Below are 19,073 nucleotides of genomic sequence, written 5' to 3' on the forward strand. Positions count from 1 at the left end.
AACCTGCTCCGGCAGAATGCTTCAATTTAACCAGGAAAGGCTCTAAAGGGCACGCATGCTCAAGAATTAAGCGGGACCGCGACCCGTGTCCGCGCCACTTGCCCATTATTCTTTGAAATCATGAGTTTTATTGCGCTGTTTGGAACTGGCACGCTTCCTGCTTCCCTATTGTCGGTCCACAGAGGGGACTAAAAAAAGACAGCGCCCAAGAAGGTCGCGAAGCACAAGGGCCGCCACCGGCCGCCTGTGATCCCGGATGTACGGACACGGCGGCAGGCTGGCGGCCCTTCATTTTCTTGTCTCTAACATTGGCGAAGCGTCCCGCCTCGATTATCTACTGCACAGGTTCCTTGAATCGGGTTCGGTTTGAGGATGACCTACAGCGCCGCGCGTCTTATCAGACGCGCAAACGTCGCTTGCCGACGAGACCAAAAACGAGAGGGCGAGATGCCGGACGTAACCACGGAAATGGTTCTTGAAAAGCTGCGAAGTGTGCGCGGCCCGGACATGGAGGGCAACATCGTCGATCTTGGACTGGTCTCCGATGTGTTCATTTCCGACGGCAAGGTCTATTTCTCGATCACCGTGCCGGCGAACCGCGCAAAAGAGCTCGAACCGATGCGCGCCGCTGCCGAACGAGTCGTTCGCGAGATACCGGGTGTGAAGGCGGCGATGGTGGCGCTGACCGCCGACCGCAAGGCGGCGCCTCAGGCGGCCCCTGTACAGCGGCCGGCGCCGCCGTCCGGGCACGCACATGCTCCGCGACCGGCCGGCGGCGCGCCGGCAAAGGCGGGTATTCCGGGCGTTGGCGCCATCATTGCGGTCGCCTCCGGCAAGGGCGGCGTCGGCAAGTCGACGACGTCGGTAAACCTGGCCTTGGCGCTGCAGGCGAATGGTCTGAAGGTCGGGCTGCTCGACGCCGATATCTATGGCCCGTCGATGCCGCGCCTCCTGAAGATTTCCGGGCGCCCGCAACAGATCGAGGGACGGCTCATCCGGCCGATGGAAAATTACGGGCTGCGGGTAATGTCTATGGGCTTCCTCGTCGACGAGGAGGTCGCGATGATCTGGCGCGGTCCGATGATCCAGTCCGCTTTGCTGCAGATGCTGCGCGAGGTGGCCTGGGGCGAACTCGACGTGCTCGTCGTCGACATGCCGCCCGGCACCGGCGATGCGCAATTGACGATGGCCCAGCAGGTGCCGCTCGCCGGCGCTGTCATCGTGTCGACGCCGCAGGACCTCGCTCTTGCCGACGCGCGCAAGGGCATTACGATGTTCCGCAAGGTCGAGGTTCCGGTGCTCGGAATCGTTGAGAACATGAGCTATTTCGTCGCCCCGGACACGGGCAACCGCTACGACATTTTCGGTCATGGCGGTGCCCGCAAGGAGGCTGAGCGGATTGGCGTGCCCTTCCTCGGCGAAGTCCCGCTCACCATGGGGATCCGGGAAACCTCGGATGCAGGCACACCTCTGGTGGTTTCCGATCCCGACGGCGAGGTGGCGCGCATCTACCGCGGTATCGCCGAACGCGTCTGGGAGCAGCTCTCAACTGGCCAGGGGAGTAAAAGCCGCACAATGCCGAACATCGTCTTCGAATAGACCCTCGGTGCGTCGCCTTTGGAGCCCATGCTTTTCTTTCACAAGAGCATACCGCTTGCGGGAATTTTGAAGTAGGGTCCGGCCCCGTTCGGAACGAGACGTGAGGTGCCGCCGAGGTCGGCATGCGCAAGAAGCATTGATTTTAGCCGGGCGTTGCGCCATATGCCTTGCCGCTCGCGCAGAGGCAGGTGCAGAGCGCTCCTCGCCGGAGATTTCTGTCCTGACGACGACCAAGCGGAGATGTCGTGGGGCGGAAGTCTGCATCAGATGAATCGGCATTGTGGAAATCCTGTGGCGGCTGATCGTTTCAATCCCTCATGGTTCGTCCTTCAAAAGGCGGCCGCATGATCTCAGGATATTGCTTCGATGGCCAAGCCGTCGCTCTCTCGACGGCGGAACCACCAGCCGCCCTGCGCCCGGAAATCGTCTGGATCGACCTCGTCGAGCCGACCAGGGACGAAGAACTGATGATGGAGGGGCTGCTCGGAATTTCCATTCCGACGCGGGACGACCTCAAGGGCATAGAGCCGTCGAGCCGCCTTTATGTCGAGGACGGCGCCGTCTTCATGACCGCCTCGCTGATCTATCGCAGCGAGACGCAGATCCCCGGCCTGACGGACGTCGGCTTCATTCTTTCCGGCGGCCGGCTGGTGACGATCCGCTACGCGGAGCCGCGCGTCTTCGGCCTCTTCAAGGCTGGCTTGCATCGGATTCCCGGTGGCTGCCGGAACGGCGTGGTGATCCTGACCCGGCTGCTCGAAACGATCTCCGACCGGACTTCTGAAATTCTGGAGCAGGCCGTAGACAAGATCGACGACTTGTCGATCGAGGTGTTCGGCGACCGGACTGCGGGCCGGCGCAGGCCGCCGCAACTGCTCGAGGCGCGCCTGCGCGACGTGGCGGGCTTTCACAGGCTGGTTGCGAAGACGCGCGACAGCCTTGCTTCACTGTCGAGGCTTCTCACCTTCCTCTACACCGTGCCGGAAGTGCAGGAGGACAAGTATAGCCGCGAGCTTTGCCGTACGATCTCCAGGGACATCCAATCGCTCTCCGAACATGCGGCCTTCATCTCCGGCAACATTACCTTCTTGCTCGATGCCTCGCTCGGTCTCATCAATGTCGAGCAGAATGCCATCATCAAGATCTTCTCGATCGCTTCCGTCGTACTGCTGCCGCCGACGCTGGTCGCATCCGTCTATGGCATGAATTTCCGGATCATGCCGGAACTCGAATGGCAGTTCGGCTATCCCTGGGCGCTGGGGGCCATGGTGCTTTCGGCAATCATCCCGTTTTTCTTCTTTCGCTGGAAAGGCTGGCTCTAGAAGCCTGTTGAATGCATGTCTCAATCGTCTGCGCCTGCCGTGCATGGAGCTGAAAATACGCGCCGCCTGCTTGCTTTGGCGCTCGGGTCCATCGGCGTCGTCTATGGCGATATCGGCACGAGCCCGCTCTACGCTTTCCGCGAAGCGCTGCGCCCGGTTGCGCATGACGGCGTGACGGACGTGGAGATCATCGGTCTCATCTCGCTGATGATCTGGTCGTTGACGATCATCGTGACGATCAAATACGTGCTCTTCCTGTTGCGGGCCGACAACCAGGGGGAGGGCGGGACGCTCTCCCTGCTGGCCCTGTTGATGAAGACGGCCAACGGCCACACCTGGATTCTGTTCTTCATGGGCGTCGCCGGAGCGGCGCTCTTCATCGGCGACGCGATGATCACGCCGGCGCTCTCGGTTCTCTCTGCTGTCGAGGGCCTGAAGCTGGTGACGCCGGCGCTGTCGGACTATGTCGTCCCGATCGCCGTCGTCATCCTGCTGCTCCTGTTTGCCGTGCAATCGAAGGGAACGGCGGCCGTCTCCAACTTCTTCGGGCCGATCACGCTCGTCTGGTTCCTGGTGATGGGCGGCATCGGCCTCGTCCACATCGCCGACGATCTGTCGATCTTCTCCGCTTTCAACCCGCTCTACGCCGCAACCTTCCTGTTCAACGAAGGCTATGTCGGCATCATCGTCTTGGGGGCCGTATTCCTGACGGTGACCGGCGCCGAAGCGCTCTATGCCGACCTCGGCCATTTCGGTCGGCGGCCGATCCAATGGGCCTGGTTCGTCATCGTCTTTCCGGCCCTTACCCTGAACTATCTCGGCCAGGGGGCCTTTATCCTCGAGCATCCCGAGGCGATGTCCGACCCGTTCTTCCTGATGTTCCCGAAGTGGGCGCTGCTTCCCGTCGTCATTCTGGCGACGGCCGCGACCATCATCGCCAGCCAGGCGGTCATTACCGGTGCTTTTTCGCTGACGCGCCAGGCGATCCATCTCGGCTTCCTGCCGCGCATGGCGATTTTCCACACGTCGGAGACCCATACAGGGCAGATCTACCTGCCGAACGTCAACACGTTGCTGATGTTCGGGGTTATGGCTCTCGTCTTCGTCTTCGGTTCGTCCGAAGCGCTCGCCACCGCCTACGGCATTTCCGTCACCGGCGCCATGGTGGTGACCACCATGCTTGCCTTCGAGTTTCTGCGCGCCCGCTGGAACTGGTCGGCCTGGTGGGCTGCCGCCGCGCTGCTGCCGCTCCTGGCGCTGGAGTTGGTCTTCCTCGGCGCCAACATGCTGAAGATCCACGATGGCGGCTATGTGCCGATCCTGATCGCGGCGACCTTCATCATCGTCATGTGGACTTGGAAGCGCGGCACCGAGATCCTCCACGCCAAGACGCGGCACATCGACATTCCGCTGGCGAGCTTCATCAAGTCGATCGAACGCAAGAGCGAGCATGCGCCTGTCGCGGTGCCCGGGACGGCAATCTTTCTGACGAGCGACCCGGATTCGACGCCCGCCGCGCTGCTGCACAACATCAAGCACAACCACGTCCTTCACCAGCAGAACTTCGTCCTGACGGTCCGCACCGCCAATACCCCGAAGGTACCGAAGGAAGAGCGTGTCAGCGTCCGGCCGTTGTCGGAACGCTTCACGCTGCTCGAGATGAAGTTCGGTTACATGGAGACGCAGAACGTGTCGCAGGCGCTCGGCCTTTTCCGCAAGTCGGGCCTGAAGTTCGATATCATGTCGACATCCTTCTATCTCGGCCGCCGCAAGCTGGTGCCCGATGCCCAGTCCGGAATGCCGCATTGGCAGGATCGCCTTTTCATCGCGCTCGCCAACGCGGCCATCGATCCGTCCGATTATTTCCGCCTGCCGACCAACCGCGTCGTCGAACTCGGCTCCCACGTGATCATCTGACGAGCCTTCGCCGGACTGCTCCGCATTAACCAAACATCAAGGTTAATGCTTCATTTTCGAGGCTCAAACGGAGCGATCGTGGTCAACCCGGACGCTTCAAGATCTTAGCATCCCTGCATGGCATCTTCAGGCCCGCTTCCTGCCGGCTTGCGAGAACGCGTGCGCGAGTAAGAGTTGCGTGGAGCTGTATGATGCGTAGGAGTGAGAAGCCGCGTCGCAAGTTTCGCATGTCCCTCTCGGCCTGGCGCGCCCCGGCGATCATCGGCCTGGCCATTTTCCTCGGCTTTCCATCGGTCGCTGCCTATTCCGATCTCGCCACGTTTCTTTCCGGCATCAACCGCGGCGGCGAGCGTTGGCGCATGTATCTGACCCGGTCTCCGGCCGGATCGGTTCACGACGCCGACATGGTGTTTGCCGATCCGGTCACGACCGGCGGTCTCGACGGCGGAGCCGGCATGACGCTTTCCGACGGCAGGCGCGTGGCCCTGACCGCCGAATCGAAGCATCAAGGGGGAGCGCCCGATGAGGACCGCGTCACCCGCAAGCTGAAGAAGGGGCGGATCGTTGCCGTCAGCCCGGTCACGCCGCCAAAGGATTTCAGCGCCGGCTCGATCCTCAAGCGCACGAGCTTCCTGATGGAGCCCGATTTCGATGGGGCCGAGAAGATGGCCTTCGCCAATCCGAAGATCAAAGGCAAGGAAATCGAAATCGCCACGGCCTTCTACCGGAAGAAGCCGCCGAAGCCGGACCCGGGCGTTTCGCCGATGCTCGCCAAGCTGGTGACCAACCGCGAGGCGGATATCCTCGCAACCGCCTATGTCCGGCCGGAGCCGGACTATGCGCGTGAATCGCCTTTCGATTCGATCCTCCGCGAAGACAAGACTGGCGGGCGCTTCATCCCGGATATCGCCCCCGACGATCATGCCTGGGCCGCGACCGCCTTGCCAGGGACGGTGTTCAGCAAGGAGGAGCAGACCTGCCTTGCCGAAGGCATCTACTTCGAGGCGCGGAGCGAGTCCGTGAAGGGCCAGGCGGCGGTCGCCCAGGTGATTCTCAACCGGGTACGCAACCCGACCTATCCGAAAACGATCTGCGGCGTGGTCTATCAGAACAAGGCGTGGCGCAATCGCTGCCAATTCTCGTTTGCCTGCGACGTGATCCGCGATCTCATTTATTCGCGTTCGCATTGGAAGACGGCGAAGGAGGTCGCGATGGCCGTCACCGCCGGAAAGATCTGGCTGCCGGAAGTCGGCTCGGCGACGCATTACCATGCCACCTATGTGAAGCCCGCCTGGGCGAAGACCATGAAGCGGGTGGGGCAGATCGGCCTGCACATCTTCTATCGGACCTATGGCGGCGGCTGGAGCTGATCGGCAGCCTCGATTCCGCACAACTGGGCCTGCAAAGCGAAGGCAAGCTCCGGCGAACGGGAGCGATTCCCGTTGCAGCTTTGTCGCAGGTGCCGAAAAATTCTCTTAAGTAATTGAAATTATGTAGAAATATTGTCCACCTTGAATGCCCCTGCATGCCTTGACTATGCGGGTGCCTAAAACTATGTTGCGCCCGACTTCAAATGAGGCCGAACCGTGGCTTGAGCACCGGCCGTTTGTATGACCGAGATCGCGTTCGACCGCGTGGGGCTGCAAAGGGGAGCCATGTGACGGAGAAGCCGGAAGAAAGCCTGGAAGCGCGGCTGAAGCGCCTTGGTGAGAACATCGCGTCGAAGCGCGTGGATGCTTCGGACGAGGCCGAGGTTCGCAGTGCAGAGAGCCGCAAGGGCTACGCAGCAGCGATGAAGCTCTCGAGTGAGTTCATCGCCGGCATCGTGGTCGGGGCGTTCCTGGGCTATCTTTTGGACCATTTTGCGGGTACAGGGCCGTGGGGCATGATCGTCCTCCTGCTTCTCGGTTTCTGTGCCGGCGTCTTGAACGTGTTGCGTTCTGCCGGTCTGGTGGCGACACCCGACCAGCACGGAGGCAGCCCTGGGAATAGCAAGAAGGACGGTGACGGCGCCTGAAGCGTCGTCCGTAAAGAACACGGTTTCCGCTTGCGGGCGGGCAGAACGAAAGAGAAGCGCGGTGTCAAACGATCCGACCCACCAGTTCCTGGTCAACAAGATTGTCCCGATCGAGATTGGCGGAATTGACTTTTCCTTCACCAATGCGTCGCTGTTCATGGTGGCGACCGTCAGCGCGGCCGCAGGCTTTCTTTATCTGACCACCTCTCAGCGAGGTGTCATCCCGACGCGCATGCAGTCGGTCTCGGAACTGTCCTATGAATTCATCGCCTCGATGCTGCGCGAAGGGGCGGGCAGCCATGGCATGAAGTTCTTCCCGATGGTCTTCTCGCTGTTCATGTTCATCCTGACGGCGAACCTGCTCGGCATGTTCCCGTATTTCTTCACCGTCACCAGCCAGATTATCGTGACCTTCGCGCTTGCCGTCTTCGTGGTCGGCACGGTCATCCTCTACGGATTCTACAAGCATGGGCTGGGGTTCCTGAAGCTCTTCGTGCCGCATGGCGTGCCGGGCGCGCTTCTGCCGCTGGTCGTCACGATCGAAGTCATCTCGTTCCTTTCCCGTCCCATCAGCCTCTCGGTCCGTCTCTTCGCCAACATGCTGGCCGGCCACATCACGCTGAAGGTCTTCGCAGGCTTCGTCGCTTCGCTCAGCGCTTTTGGTGCGCTCGGCATCGGCGGCGCGATCCTGCCGCTCATCATGACCGTCGCTCTCACCGGTCTTGAATTCCTGGTCGCCTTCCTCCAGGCCTATGTCTTTGCAGTGCTGACCTGCATGTACCTCAACGACGCCGTCCATCCGGGAAGCCACTAAGGAATACAGTCGCTTGCTTCCGGTCGGCTGAAGCCGCCGGAGGCACAAATCCAAGCCGCAACACCATTTCGAAGGAGTTCAATCATGGAAGCGGAAGCAGCAAAGTTCATCGGTGCAGGTCTTGCATGCCTTGGTATGGCCGGCACGGCTCTCGGCCTCGGCAACATCTTCGGCAGCTACCTCTCCGGCGCTCTGCGCAATCCGTCGGCTGCTGACGGCCAGTTCGGCCGCCTCGTATTCGGCTTCGCCGTTACGGAAGCTCTGGGCATCTTCTCGCTGCTCGTAGCCCTGCTCCTCCTTTTCGCCGTCTAATAGCGGTGGAAGTTTCGGCCGCGATCCCCCGGGATCGCGGCCGCGCATATTCTTGAGTGCACCTTGGAGGTGAGCATGTTTGTGACCGCGGCCTATGCCCAGCAGTCAACCACCACTGAAGGCGCCGAAGCACACGATGCCCCTGCGGCCGGTGAGGTGCACACCGAAACGGGTGTGGCCCACGAAGCCGAGCATGGTTCCGGCGTGTTCCCGCCCTTCGATTCGTCCCATTTCGCGTCGCAGCTGCTCTGGCTGGCGATCACCTTCGGGCTTTTCTATCTTTTGATGTCGAAGGTCATCATTCCGCGTATCGGTGGGATTCTGGCAAAGCGCCATGACCGCATCGCCCAGGATCTCGATGAAGCCTCCCGCCTGAAGGGCGAGGCCGATGCGGCGATCGCTTCCTACGAGCAGGAACTGGCGAACGCCAGGACCAAAGGCCATTCGATCGCAGACACGGCCCGCGAAGAGGCCAAGAGCAAGGCCACTGCCGACCGCGCTGCCGTCGAAGCCGATCTCACAAAGAAGATCACCGCTGCCGAAACGCGCATCGCCGATATCAAATCCAAGGCGCTTGCCGATGTCGGCGCGATAGCAGAGGAGACGGCGACGGCCGTCGTCAAGCAATTGATCGGGGGAAACGTCACCAAGACCGAGATCGCCGCGGCGGTCAAGGCTTCGGCCGGCAACTGAGGAGCAAGCAACAATGGCACTTGATGCGACTTTCTACGCCCTTGTCGGCCTGATCCTATTCCTCGCCCTCATTGCCTATCTCAAGGTGCCGGGCAAGATCGCCGAAGCGCTCGACGCACGCGCCGACAAGATCGGCAACGAACTGGCAGAAGCCAAGCGCCTGCGCGAAGAGGCCCAGAGCCTGGTTGCCGAGTACCAGCGCAAGCGCAAGGATGCCGAGGCGGACGCCGCCAACATCGTTGCCGCCGCCCAGCGCGAGGCGGAGATGCTGACGGCCGAAGCCAAGCAGAAGACCGAGGACTATGTCGCCCGCCGTACGGCGCTTTCCGAACAGAAGATCAAGCAGGCCGAGAGCGACGCGATCAACGCGGTTCGCACGGCGGCTGTTGATCTCGCGATCAGCGCGGCGGAAAAAGTGCTTGCGGCAAAAACCGACGCCACCGCTCAGGAAACGCTGTTCAAGCAGGCGCTTGGCGAGGTCAAGGGACGCCTTAACTAGGCTCCAGCACAATTCGTGAAGTTGAGAGCCCCGCCGCCGAGCGGGGTTTTTCTATTGGGGGAGTGTGTGTCGAGCTATTCGTAAGCTGCCTGCTACGCGGAGAAAGCTGACGCTCAACAGCAGGAACGTATCCTTTGCGCTGGAGTTGAACTGACGGCGAGGACTAACGCGAGCATCGGTGTCGGAATCTCGATTAGCCAACCGTCTTCAAGACAGACAAGCTATGGAGAGCAACGATGGCTGTTACAATTACCGCCTTTGAACGGTCGCCCGATGGAGGCAAGGGTCTGGCGCGTGACATGCGCGTTCGCTGGGCGCTCGAAGAAGTGGGCCAGCCTTACGACGTTCGTCTTCTTTCGTTCAAAGCGATGAAGGAACCCGCACATCTTACGCTTCAACCTTTCGGGCAGATTCCCACCTATGAAGAGGGCGATCTCGCCCTGTTCGAGTCGGGGGCGATCGTGTTCCATATCGCGGAGCGCCATGCGGGCCTGCTGCCAGACGATGCGAATGCCCGGGCGCGCGCGATCGCCTGGATGTTTGCCGCGCTCAACACGGTGGAACCGCCGATCTTCGACCGCGCCCTCGCCAAGATCCTCGAGCGCGACGAGCCTTGGTACGAGCAGCGCCTACGTGTCCTTGAGGACAGCATCCGCAAACGGCTGAGCGACCTTTCCAGTCGGCTTGGCGATGCCGACTGGCTCGATGGTGCGTTCAGCGCCGGTGACCTGCTGATGGTGACGGTGCTGCTCAGGTTGAAAGGATCAGGTATACTCGGCGAATTTCCGAACCTCTCCGCCTATGTCGCCCGCGGTGAAGCGCGGCCCGCATACAAGCGTGCTTTCGACGCTCAATTGGCGGTTTTCACCGCCGCATCGACCGGCTGACAAGGGTCCGCCCGGGCTCAAAGCGACCGATAGCCTGGTCCTCAGGCTGGCGCAGCTCTTCGGACAGGTCACCGAATATATTGCGGTCGATTCCTGCAGCGGTCCTGTTTCTCTTCGAAGTCGGCACCGGGGCACGGACATGTCGACCGCACCTTTCCCAGGATGGCGCCGATTCAAGAATAACGATGCAGCGTCAAGGTGCTCCAGGGGCACTCGATCTGATGAGACCTACACCGCTGAAGAGGGAGCGATGCCCGTCGCCGTCATCAGTTGGCGTCGATCGGTCCGGCGCTGACCGCAAGGGGCTGCTCTTTGGCCTCCCGAAAGGGGCGGAAGCTCATGCGGTGCAACGAACATGGTCCGTGGCTGTCGATGGCGCTGCGGTGCTTGACGGTGGCATAGCCGGCGTGAAGCGCAAAGCCATAGGCGGGGAAGGTGGCATCGGCGCGGGCCATCATGCGGTCGCGAGTAACCTTCGCGACGATGGAGGCGGCGGCGATCGATACGGAACGGGAATCTCCCTTGACGATCGCCTTCGCATGGCAGGGGAGACCCTGCGGAACGTCGCGGCCGTCGATGAGCGCGAAGCGCGCCGCGATGGACAGCCCGTCGATCGCGCGGCGCATGGCGTCGAGGCTGGCCCTGAGGATGTCGCTCGCATCGATATGTGCGGCCGAGGAGGAGGCGATCGAAACCGTCGCCGTCGCCATGATCTCCGTGAACAGCGCCTCGCGCTGTTCGGCGGTCAGGAGCTTGCTGTCGTTGAGGCCGGTCGGCACGGCATCGGGATCAAGGATCACCGCCGCTGCGACCACCGGACCGGCAAGCGGACCACGGCCGGCCTCGTCGGCGCCTGCGACCGGCCAAAAACCATCCCGCTTCGCGGTGATTTCGAAGCTGAAGTCCGGAAGGACCGGGTCGAGCTGAAAAAGCGGGGAATCGGGCGACTTGCGACGTGACATGCGGGGGACCCTCGCATATTCGCCCGATTCCCTTCAAGCCCCCCGGTACGTGTGCGGCGGTAAACCGGGAGGAAAGCCAGCGCCATCCTGAGGCAAGGAGGCGCCGGAACTTTGATTTGGGTGAAACCGTACTTGAGACAGCGTCCCCGAAGCACGCGTCCGTGCCGGTGCTCTCCTAAAGCAAGGAGAGCTGGACACCCATCCCCAGCGGAGGCACGAAGATATCGTGCCGCAATTGTCGGCGGGTGAGGTTGAGTTCCAGGCGCTTGGCGGCAAGTTCGAACCGGCGGCCGATCTGCCAGGCATAGGGACCGGCGCCCTTCATCCGCTTGCCGAATTCGGCGTCATAATCCTTGCCGCCGCGCATCGAGCGGACGAGCGACATCACGTGCCTGTAGCGGTCCGGATAGTTTCTCAACAACCAGTCGCGGAAGAGCGGGCTCACTTCGAGCGGCAGACGCAGGAGCACGTAGCTGGCTTCGGCGGCGCCCGCCGTTTTCGCCGCGTCGAGCACGCGCTCGATCTCGTGATCGTTGAGGGCCGGGATGATTGGCGCCACAAGGACGCCTGCAGGAATGCCCGCTTCCGAAACCGCGCGAATTGCTTCGAGCCGCCTGGTCGGCGTCGATGCCCGCGGCTCCATGGCGCGCGCCAGCTTGCGGTCGAGCGTCGTGACGGAAATGCCGACGCGCGCCAGGCCCTTTTCCGCCATCGGGGCGAGCAGATCAATGTCGCGCGTCACCATCGCCGACTTGGTCACGATCATCACGGGGTGATTGGCGGCCTTCAGCACCTCGAGGATCTGGCGCATGATGCGCCACTCTTTCTCGATCGGTTGATAGGGGTCCGTATTGGTACCGATCGCGATCGGACGCACCTTATAGTCCGGCTTCGCCAGTTCGCGTTCCAGCAAGCGGGGCGCGTCCGGCTTGGCGAAGAGCTTCGCTTCGAAATCGAGCCCAGCCGAGAGCCCCATATAGGCGTGCGTCGGCCGCGCGAAACAATAGATGCAGCCGTGCTCGCAGCCTCTGTAAGGATTGATGGAGCGATCGAAGGAAATGTCCGGCGACTCGTTGCGGGTGATGACGTTGCGGGGTTTCTCGATCTGAACTTCCGTCTTGAACGGCGGCAATTCCTCGATCGTCTGCCAACCGTCGTCGAACGTCTCGCGCATCCGCGGCTCGTAGCGGCCACCCATGTTGAGGGCTGCGCCGCGTCCCCGACGGCGATCGATCTCTATTCTGACGCCCGTACCGGTGACGATGGCTTCCGCCAGCTCTGCGCTATTGCCGGGCGCAAAGGCACCCTGCCTGAGTTGAGACAGCTCGGTCATGGAAATCTCCTCAGAACCGATTTGCGACTTCGGTCCGCTCTGATTATTTTCCTAACGCACAAGTGGGAACAAAGCAAGAACAAAAATTGCTGCGGCGCAAGATCATTGCGGCGCGACCGCTAACACCCCTGAAGAATTGTGGTATTTCCTCTGATGATGCGCTAGGAGACGGTATGTTGACGATCATCATGGAGACACGGGACAACGAAGCGGAACTCGCGCAGACGTTGTCCGTGCTTGTTGCCGGGGCTGTCGAAGGGCTCGTCAGCGACGTGATCATCCTGGATCACGGCTCCAGCGATGGTTCCGTGCATGTCGCCGATGCGGCCGGCTGCCGCTTCTGCGCCGAATGGGACCTCTCCGACGTTGTCAGCTCCGCGCGTGGTGATTGGCTGATGCTGCTTGAGCCGGGCGCCCGTCCGATAGGACGCTGGGTGGACGAGCTTATCGAATATGTCTCGCTGAACAAGGATCCGGCGCGGTTTTCACCCTCTCGCATGCATCGGCGGCCGCTTCTCAAGCGCTTGTCGCAGCGGGCTGCGCCGCTTGAGGCCGGATTTCTGATGCGCAAGCAGGATGCCGTTGCGGTCGCGCGCGCCAATATGCAGCTCAGCGACATCGCCACCGCTCGGGCGGTCCGCAAGCTGGCGACCGAGCTCGTTCCGGCCTGGGTTGCTCTCGGTCATCGATCTGCCGAACGGGCTTGAAACGGCCTACAGCGCCGCGCGTCTTATCAGACGCGCAAAGGTCGCTGTAACACTTTGAATTGCTGCATGTCTTTGTCCTTAAATCGAGGTCGGAGACATGCAGCGTGCGGCAAGTCACAAGAGGGGCGTGCCTTGCGGCACCCCCTGAAGCGACTCTCAAATCTCTTGTCTGCGAAAAGGGCTTGCCATGCTGCTCCATCTCACTGTGGTGGGGCACCATGTCGTATAACTTGCAGATCTCTTTCCGCGGGGATCTGGAAAGAGGCGTCTTCGCTTCGCTTGATGCGAATGCGCGGTATGCGCGTTGCCTTTGGCGAGCTGACGAGTGGGAATATAGCCGTTTCAACCGTACGTGGCTGTTCCAAACGGAACAAGGCGAGCGATCAGCCGCGTTTCAGGTGCTCATCCAGCCGCGGCATGATCTCGACGAAGTTGCAGGGCATGTGCCGGTAGTCGAGCTGCTGCTTCAGGATCTCGTCCCAGGCGTCCTTGCAGGCCCCGGGCGAACCGGGCAGTACGAAGATGAAGGTGGCATTGGCAACGCCGCCCGTTGCCCGCGACTGGATCGTCGAGGTGCCGATCTTGTCGTAGGAGATCCGGTGAAAGACCTCGGAAAACCCGTCCATGCGCTTTTCGAAGAGCGGCTCCAGCGCTTCCGGTGTCACGTCTCGGCCGGTGAAGCCGGTCCCGCCCGTAGTGATGACGACGTCGATCGACGCATCCAGCGTCCAGGCCTTTACCTGAGCGTAGATCTCCTGGCGGTCGTCGCGCACGATTGTGCGCGCCTCAAGCCGATGGCCCGCCTCTCGTATGCGTGCCTCGAGCGTGTCGCCCGACTTGTCGTCGGCACGCGTGCGCGTATCGGAAACCGTGAGGACGGCGATCCCGACCGGAATGAAGGAGCGTGTCTCGTCGATGCCGGGCATTGGTTATCCTCGCTTCCCCGCGGTTCGGGTGGCTAGAACGTACCACCCCGGATAATCGGCGGAAATGCGTTGCGCGGCCGCAGCCGCGTTTTCGTCGCTGTCGAACAGACCGAAACATGTGGCGCCCGAGCCGGACATCCGTACGAGATCGGCATGCACCGCTTGCAGCGCGTTCGATACCGCCTCGATCGTCGGCTCCAGCGCTTTCGCCGGCCCCTCCAGATCGTTCCGCATCCCGGCCAGTGCATTCACCCAGTCCGTCGCGGTACGGGCGTCTTGCGGAAGGGTTAGGGGAGGATTGCGCTTCTCGGCGAGCATCCGAAAGATGATGGGCGTCGAGACGGCGACGAGCGGATTGACAAGCACGATCGCAAAGGACGGCAGATCGGCAAGCGGGGTGATCTCTTCGCCGATCCCCCTGGCAAGCAGCGGCCTGCCGTCGAGACACATCGGCACATCGGCGCCAAGTTCCAGCGCGAGGCTGGCGAGCCTTTCCGGCGCGACCTCGGCTTTCCAGAGCGAAAGCAGGCCTCGCAGCGTCGCGGCCGCGTCCGCCGAGCCTCCGCCGATCCCGGATGCGATCGGCAGGTTCTTCTCCAGATGCAGATGGACAGGGCCCGCAGCATCGCCCCGATCAATCAATTCCCGCCGCAGCAGGTCGCGCGCCCGCAGCACCAGATTGCCGCTTTTGCCTTCCGCCGAAACCGGCACGTCGCGCGAAAAAGGGCCGGATACGGTGAAGTTGTCGGCATCCGCCGGCGCGAATGCGATCCTGTCGCCGCACTCTGCAAAGGTGACGAGGCTTTCCAGAAGATGATGTCCGTCGGCGCGCTGACCGACGACATGCAGTGCCAGGTTGATCTTGGCCGGCGCCGCAAGGGTCAGCGCGAAGCCGGCGATGCCATCGGCCTGCATGCAATCAAGATTTCTTGTCCGGCGCGGCGGGCTTCTTCGGCAGCGTCTCCTTGGCATCCGCCGCGGCCGGCACTTCCCGCTTAAGCGGCGGGAGGCCGTTCTCGATCTTCGCCTTGATCTTCGAAACTTCCGCTACCTCGGGCTTCATTTCGAGCGCCTGGTTCCACTGGAAGACCGCTTCGAGCTTGCGTCCGACCCGCCAATAGGCATCGCCAAGGTGGTCGTTGATCGTCGGGTCGCCGGCCATCAGTTCGGCGGCGCGCTCCAACTCGGTCACCGCCTCGTCGAACCGGTTCATGCGGAAATAGGCCCATCCGAGCGAATCGACGATGTAGCCGTCGTCGGGCTTGAGCTCGACTGCCTTGCGGATCATATCCAGGCCCTTGTCGAGATTGATGTTCATGTCCACCCAGGAGTAGCCGAGATAGTTCAGGACCTGAGGCTGGTTCGGGTTGAGCTCCAACGCCTTGAGGAAACTCGGCTCCGCCTTGGCCCAGTTTTTCTGCCGTTCGTAGGCGATCCCCCGCTGGAAGAACACCGTCCAGTCACTGCGCTTCGGCACCGGGCCGATCGCCTCGACGGCGCGGTCGTAGAGGTCACCCATCTCCTTGTAGGCCTTGGCGTCGGAAAGGACGCTGCCATAGGCGAGATAGTTGCGGATGTTCTTCGGATCGACTTCGATCAGCGCCTGCAGGTGTTTCTTCGCCTCGTCGACCTTGCCGACGCTGGCAAGCGCCAGGCCGAGCTGAAGCTCGGAGACGCGGCGCATCGGCGAATCCGCCGGCACGCTCTTGTAAAGCGCAATCGCCTCGTCCTGCTTCTTCAGGTTTTCCGCGATGCCGCCGAGCATGACCAGGATGTCGGCGCTTTCCGGATCGAGACGGCGCGCCGTCTGCAGATAGAGCGTGACGATGTCTTCCGCTCCCTCGCGGTTGAGCGCGCCCCCGATCGAAAAGAGGACGGCGGCAGCCCCTTGCGCGGCGTTGCGTACCTGCTGCTCCTGGGGCCCGCCCTCTTCGATGTTCTTTCTGAGTGCCTCGAGCGGCGTGTAGTTGTTGACGAGGCTCTCGCCGACGGAAACCGTATCGAGCGCCTTCTGCTTGTTGCCCTCGCGGGCTTCGAAGCGCGCCAGCGCCTCGACCGCGCGCATGAAGGTATCCGGCGCGGCGCTGCCGCCCTCCCGGTCGAGAATGGCATCGTTCAGCCTGGAGCGTGCCGTCGCCTTGTCGCCCGCCACAAGAGCGATCGCCCCGGTGTGATAGTTCTTGAACACCCGGAACCATTCCGGCCCTTCGAGGGCCTTGATCTGGGCGATGGCCTCCTTGGACCGCCCTTGCCCGGCCTTCGCCCAGGCGGAAAGAAGCGTGCTCATCAGCCGGTCGAGATCGTTCGGACCCTGATAGTTGAGGAGCTTCTGGGCGCTGCGATATTCGCGCTTGCGGATCGCTTCGATGGCCCGGACGGTGGTGGTGATCCGCTCGACGGCCGGATCGGATTTCAGCGCCTCGGCAATCTTCACGCCTTCGTCGAACTTGCCGCTCATCAGCAGCGTGATCATCAGGCGTTGCTTGACCTCGGTATTTTCCGGCTCGAACCTCAGCGCAATGCGATAGAGCTCGGTCGCCGTTTCGAAATCGCGATCGACGTCGGCTGTCCGCGCCGCCAGGAAGGCGCCGGCGAAGGTGTTGACGCTTCTGATGTCGAAAGGCCGGGCATCCTCGACAGCCGCCTTGTCTTCAGCAAAGGCTTGGTGGCTGCCGGTCACACACAGAAGAGCCAGCATTGCCGCGCCGCCGAGGAGGCGAAGGAATGTATTATGCCGCATGTAAAACCTTTCGTTGCTGATCGTCTCGGCCCGCCGCGTCTTTGCTGGTTGTTCCGGAGTCGATCGCAAGTTGTCGAACGCAAGTCTTGAAGAATAGAATGGCTTTTTTGGCGCAATGCGGCAAGAAATTCCTCCACCGGGGGAATATTGCTCCGCGGCCCGGCGCTCAGCTCACCCGGTCGATGCAGAAATCGATCACCTCGACCAAGGCCGACTTCCAGGGAGATGCCGGCAACGGCGCGAGCGCATCGCGGGCTATCGTCCCATAGTGCTGGGCGCGCGTGATGGTGTCGGTCAATCCGCCGTAGCGGCGGATGAGGCCGAGCGCCTTGTCGAGGTTGGCCGCGTCGCTGGCGCCGCCTTCGATGGCTTCGCGCCAGAAAGCCCGATCCTCCGGCGTGCCGCGACGGTAGGAAAGGATGACGGGGAGGGTGATCTTGCCCTCGCGGAAGTCGTCGCCGACATTTTTGCCGAGATCGCTCGACGAGCCGCCATAGTCGAGAACGTCGTCGACGAGCTGGAAGGCGAGGCCGAGATTCATGCCATAGGATTTCAGCGCGTTGCGATCGGCCCTGCTGGCGCTCGCGACGATCGGACCGACTTCCGCGGCGGCGGCGAAGAGCGCCGCGGTCTTGGCCCGGATGACCTGCAGGTAGTCGTCCTCGGTCGTCTCCATGTTCTTGGCGACGGAGAGCTGCAGGACTTCGCCTTCGGCAATCACCGAGGCGGCTGTCGACAGCACGTCAAGCGCGTCGAGCGAGCCGACGTCGACCATCATGCGGAAAGCCTGGCCGAGCAGGAAGTCGCCGACGAGCACGCTCGCCTGGTTGCCCCAGATCGTTCGCGCCGTCGACTTGCCGCGTCTCAGGTCGCTTTCATCGACGACGTCGTCATGGAGGAGCGTCGCCGTATGCATGAATTCGACGCTGGTTGCGAGCTTGACATGCGCGTCGCCCTCGTAGCCGAACATCGAAGCGGCCGCGAGCGTCAGCATCGGCCGTAGCCGCTTTCCGCCAGAGGAAATCAGGTGGTTGGCGACCTCCGGAATCATCTGCACGTCGGAGCCCGCTTTGGAGAGGATGAGCTGATTGACGCGCTCCATGTCGGCCGCCGTCAGGCCGACGAGCGGCTTCACGGAAGCCTGTTTGTTTTTATTGTCTTCCAGCGGTATCACTACGCCCAACGCCCCGGACTCCTGCTTCGTTGTCGGATTTGACAATAGAAAGCGGGGCTCCGGGCGGCAAGAGGCGAATTGCCTCGCCCGCTGCAATTTAAGACGGGATCAATGAGGCGAATGAAGGAACTGATCCGCACCAACGACGCCGTGCTGCTCTCCTTTGCGGAAAGCCTGATGAAGGATGCCGGCATTCCATGTCTCATTGCCGATCGGGACATGAGCATTCTCGAAGGCTCGCTCGGCCTTTTGCCGCAGCGTTTTCTGGTGACTGACGACGATGCTGAAAGGGCCCGGCGCATTCTGATCGATGCCGGACTGGAAAAGGAACTGCGGCAATGATGCCGAGCCTGGCGCAATGCGGCGGTCTGTCCGAGGCGCGGACACTGCAATGACGACGACGGCGCAAACCGTGGATGCGTTTCACCGCGGCAAATTTCATCTGATCCAGCCGCTCGGCCAGGGCCACCGCTCCGGGATGGATGCGATGCTGCTTGCCGCGCTCGTGTCGTGCGAGCGGCCCTGCCGCGTCGCCGATCTCGGCGCGGGCGCCGGTGCGGCCGGCATGGCGGTCGCCTCGCGGCTCGCAGAGGCCGACGTGCTGCTCGTCGAGCGCTCGCCGATCATGGCCGACTTTGCCCGCCGCAGCCTCGCCTTGCCGGAGAACGCACGCTTCGCCGCGCGTGTCGCCGTGCTGGAGGCGGATGTTTCGCTGAACGGCAAGGCGCGGGTGGCGGCCGGCCTGCCGGACGATGCCTTCGATCACGTCATCATGAATCCGCCGTTCAACGACGCCGCCGACCGCAAGACGCCGGACCGCCTCAAGGCCGAGGCGCATGCGATGAGCGACGGTCTCTTCGAGACCTGGATCAAGACGGCCGGGGCGATCATGAAGCCTGCCGGGCAGCTTTCGCTGATCGCCCGGCCGGAATCGATCGCCGAGATCATCGCGGCCTGCGGCCGCCGCTTCGGCGGCATCGAGATTACGCCGCTCTTGCCGCGCGTCGGCGAGAATGCGGTCAGGATCCTGGTGACGGCGATCAAGCAGAGTCGCAAGCGCCTGGTGCTCCGGGCGCCGCTGATCATGCACGCACAAGGCACGCACGGTTTCTCTCCGGAGGTCGACGATCTCAACAACGGCCGCGCCGCCTATCGCCGCCGATGATTAACG

19 protein-coding genes are annotated in these 19,073 nt (G+C 62.3%); 13 read left to right on the forward strand and 6 right to left on the reverse strand.

What is annotated here, in order from left to right; genetic code table 11:
• Positions 1-447: 447 nt before the first annotated feature.
• From N181_RS12750 to N181_RS12795, 10 genes are all read left to right on the forward strand, one after another.
• Positions 448-1,599 (forward strand): Mrp/NBP35 family ATP-binding protein, encoded by a 1,152-nt coding sequence (locus N181_RS12750; RefSeq protein ID WP_037392735.1) that lies wholly within the window; start codon positions 448-450, stop codon positions 1,597-1,599.
• Positions 1,600-1,943: 344 nt separating this feature from the next.
• Positions 1,944-2,921, forward strand: coding sequence for a magnesium transporter CorA family protein (locus tag N181_RS12755; RefSeq protein WP_037392739.1), 978 nt, complete (start codon positions 1,944-1,946; stop codon positions 2,919-2,921).
• Positions 2,922-2,936: 15 nt separating this feature from the next.
• Positions 2,937-4,838, forward strand: a complete 1,902-nt coding sequence (locus tag N181_RS12760) for a potassium transporter Kup (protein WP_014327523.1) — start codon at positions 2,937-2,939, stop codon at positions 4,836-4,838.
• A gap of 191 nt (positions 4,839-5,029) precedes the next feature.
• Positions 5,030-6,208 carry a cell wall hydrolase gene (locus tag N181_RS12765; RefSeq protein ID WP_037392737.1) on the forward strand — a complete coding sequence of 393 codons (1,179 nt, stop codon included), beginning with the start codon at positions 5,030-5,032 and terminating at the stop codon, positions 6,206-6,208.
• Between the two features lie 287 nt (positions 6,209-6,495).
• Positions 6,496-6,855 (forward strand): AtpZ/AtpI family protein, encoded by a 360-nt coding sequence (locus tag N181_RS12770; RefSeq protein WP_037392732.1) that lies wholly within the window; start codon positions 6,496-6,498, stop codon positions 6,853-6,855.
• Positions 6,856-6,916: 61 nt separating this feature from the next.
• Complete coding sequence (locus tag N181_RS12775; protein ID WP_037392731.1) at positions 6,917-7,669, forward strand: F0F1 ATP synthase subunit A; 753 nt, start codon at positions 6,917-6,919, stop codon at positions 7,667-7,669.
• Positions 7,670-7,753: 84 nt separating this feature from the next.
• Positions 7,754-7,981: a F0F1 ATP synthase subunit C gene (locus N181_RS12780; protein ID WP_012707029.1), complete on the forward strand. Its 228-nt coding sequence runs from the start codon at positions 7,754-7,756 to the stop codon at positions 7,979-7,981.
• Positions 7,982-8,056: 75 nt separating this feature from the next.
• The gene (locus N181_RS12785; protein WP_037392730.1) at positions 8,057-8,674 is read left to right on the forward strand and encodes a F0F1 ATP synthase subunit B; all 618 of its coding nucleotides are present in this window, start codon (positions 8,057-8,059) and stop codon (positions 8,672-8,674) included.
• 13 nt (positions 8,675-8,687) lie between these two features.
• On the forward strand, positions 8,688-9,173 hold the full coding sequence (locus N181_RS12790; protein WP_014327528.1) for a F0F1 ATP synthase subunit B: 486 nt from the start codon (positions 8,688-8,690) through the stop codon (positions 9,171-9,173).
• 236 nt (positions 9,174-9,409) lie between these two features.
• Positions 9,410-10,060: a glutathione S-transferase family protein gene (locus N181_RS12795; RefSeq protein WP_014327529.1), complete on the forward strand. Its 651-nt coding sequence runs from the start codon at positions 9,410-9,412 to the stop codon at positions 10,058-10,060.
• Between the two features lie 266 nt (positions 10,061-10,326).
• Here the strand turns inward: N181_RS12795 and N181_RS12800 are convergent, their stop codons facing one another.
• The gene (locus tag N181_RS12800; RefSeq protein WP_014327530.1) at positions 10,327-11,022 is read right to left on the reverse strand and encodes a ribonuclease HII; all 696 of its coding nucleotides are present in this window, start codon (positions 11,020-11,022) and stop codon (positions 10,327-10,329) included.
• A 175-nt stretch (positions 11,023-11,197) separates the two neighbouring features.
• Positions 11,198-12,355 (reverse strand): PA0069 family radical SAM protein, encoded by a 1,158-nt coding sequence (locus N181_RS12805; protein WP_014327531.1) that lies wholly within the window; start codon positions 12,353-12,355, stop codon positions 11,198-11,200.
• Positions 12,356-12,528: 173 nt separating this feature from the next.
• Between N181_RS12805 and N181_RS12810 the strand changes: the two genes are divergently transcribed.
• Positions 12,529-13,062, forward strand: coding sequence for a glycosyltransferase family protein (locus tag N181_RS12810; protein ID WP_014327532.1), 534 nt, complete (start codon positions 12,529-12,531; stop codon positions 13,060-13,062).
• Positions 13,063-13,445: 383 nt separating this feature from the next.
• Here the strand turns inward: N181_RS12810 and moaB are convergent, their stop codons facing one another.
• From moaB to N181_RS12830, 4 genes are all read right to left on the reverse strand, one after another.
• A complete protein-coding gene (gene moaB / locus N181_RS12815) occupies positions 13,446-13,988 on the reverse strand; it encodes a molybdenum cofactor biosynthesis protein B (RefSeq protein WP_014327533.1) in 543 nt (180 codons plus the stop codon).
• Between the two features lie 3 nt (positions 13,989-13,991).
• Positions 13,992-14,903 (reverse strand): 4-(cytidine 5'-diphospho)-2-C-methyl-D-erythritol kinase, encoded by a 912-nt coding sequence (locus tag N181_RS12820; RefSeq protein ID WP_037392714.1) that lies wholly within the window; start codon positions 14,901-14,903, stop codon positions 13,992-13,994.
• Positions 14,904-14,907: 4 nt separating this feature from the next.
• On the reverse strand, positions 14,908-16,728 hold the full coding sequence (locus N181_RS12825; RefSeq protein ID WP_037435840.1) for a tetratricopeptide repeat protein: 1,821 nt from the start codon (positions 16,726-16,728) through the stop codon (positions 14,908-14,910).
• A 166-nt stretch (positions 16,729-16,894) separates the two neighbouring features.
• Positions 16,895-17,911, reverse strand: coding sequence for a polyprenyl synthetase family protein (locus tag N181_RS12830; RefSeq protein ID WP_014327536.1), 1,017 nt, complete (start codon positions 17,909-17,911; stop codon positions 16,895-16,897).
• A gap of 111 nt (positions 17,912-18,022) precedes the next feature.
• Between N181_RS12830 and N181_RS12835 the strand changes: the two genes are divergently transcribed.
• Complete coding sequence (locus tag N181_RS12835; protein WP_014327537.1) at positions 18,023-18,244, forward strand: putative signal transducing protein; 222 nt, start codon at positions 18,023-18,025, stop codon at positions 18,242-18,244.
• Positions 18,245-18,293: 49 nt separating this feature from the next.
• The gene (locus N181_RS12840; protein ID WP_037392711.1) at positions 18,294-19,067 is read left to right on the forward strand and encodes a tRNA1(Val) (adenine(37)-N6)-methyltransferase; all 774 of its coding nucleotides are present in this window, start codon (positions 18,294-18,296) and stop codon (positions 19,065-19,067) included.
• Positions 19,068-19,073: the final 6 nt, after the last annotated feature.

Origin of the sequence: Sinorhizobium fredii USDA 205, assembly GCF_001461695.1 — a bacterium.
Taxonomy (GTDB): domain Bacteria; phylum Pseudomonadota; class Alphaproteobacteria; order Rhizobiales; family Rhizobiaceae; genus Sinorhizobium; species Sinorhizobium fredii.

What these genes read in the sequence shown, in the direction of transcription:
- N181_RS12750 (WP_037392735.1), top strand. Translation starts at nt 448, where the DNA reads ATGCCGGACGTAACCACGGAAATGGTTCTTGAAAAGCTGCGAAGTGTG.
- N181_RS12755 (WP_037392739.1), top strand. Translation starts at nt 1,944, where the DNA reads ATGATCTCAGGATATTGCTTCGATGGCCAAGCCGTCGCTCTCTCGACG.
- N181_RS12760 (WP_014327523.1), top strand. Translation starts at nt 2,937, where the DNA reads ATGTCTCAATCGTCTGCGCCTGCCGTGCATGGAGCTGAAAATACGCGC.
- N181_RS12765 (WP_037392737.1), top strand. Translation starts at nt 5,030, where the DNA reads ATGCGTAGGAGTGAGAAGCCGCGTCGCAAGTTTCGCATGTCCCTCTCG.
- N181_RS12780 (WP_012707029.1), top strand. Translation starts at nt 7,754, where the DNA reads ATGGAAGCGGAAGCAGCAAAGTTCATCGGTGCAGGTCTTGCATGCCTT.
- N181_RS12785 (WP_037392730.1), top strand. Translation starts at nt 8,057, where the DNA reads ATGTTTGTGACCGCGGCCTATGCCCAGCAGTCAACCACCACTGAAGGC.
- N181_RS12790 (WP_014327528.1), top strand. Translation starts at nt 8,688, where the DNA reads ATGGCACTTGATGCGACTTTCTACGCCCTTGTCGGCCTGATCCTATTC.
- N181_RS12795 (WP_014327529.1), top strand. Translation starts at nt 9,410, where the DNA reads ATGGCTGTTACAATTACCGCCTTTGAACGGTCGCCCGATGGAGGCAAG.
- N181_RS12800 (WP_014327530.1), bottom strand. Translation starts at nt 11,022, where the DNA reads ATGTCACGTCGCAAGTCGCCCGATTCCCCGCTTTTTCAGCTCGACCCG.
- N181_RS12805 (WP_014327531.1), bottom strand. Translation starts at nt 12,355, where the DNA reads ATGACCGAGCTGTCTCAACTCAGGCAGGGTGCCTTTGCGCCCGGCAAT.
- N181_RS12810 (WP_014327532.1), top strand. Translation starts at nt 12,529, where the DNA reads ATGTTGACGATCATCATGGAGACACGGGACAACGAAGCGGAACTCGCG.
- moaB (WP_014327533.1), bottom strand. Translation starts at nt 13,988, where the DNA reads ATGCCCGGCATCGACGAGACACGCTCCTTCATTCCGGTCGGGATCGCC.
- N181_RS12820 (WP_037392714.1), bottom strand. Translation starts at nt 14,903, where the DNA reads ATGCAGGCCGATGGCATCGCCGGCTTCGCGCTGACCCTTGCGGCGCCG.
- N181_RS12825 (WP_037435840.1), bottom strand. Translation starts at nt 16,728, where the DNA reads ATGCGGCATAATACATTCCTTCGCCTCCTCGGCGGCGCGGCAATGCTG.
- N181_RS12835 (WP_014327537.1), top strand. Translation starts at nt 18,023, where the DNA reads ATGAAGGAACTGATCCGCACCAACGACGCCGTGCTGCTCTCCTTTGCG.
- N181_RS12840 (WP_037392711.1), top strand. Translation starts at nt 18,294, where the DNA reads ATGACGACGACGGCGCAAACCGTGGATGCGTTTCACCGCGGCAAATTT.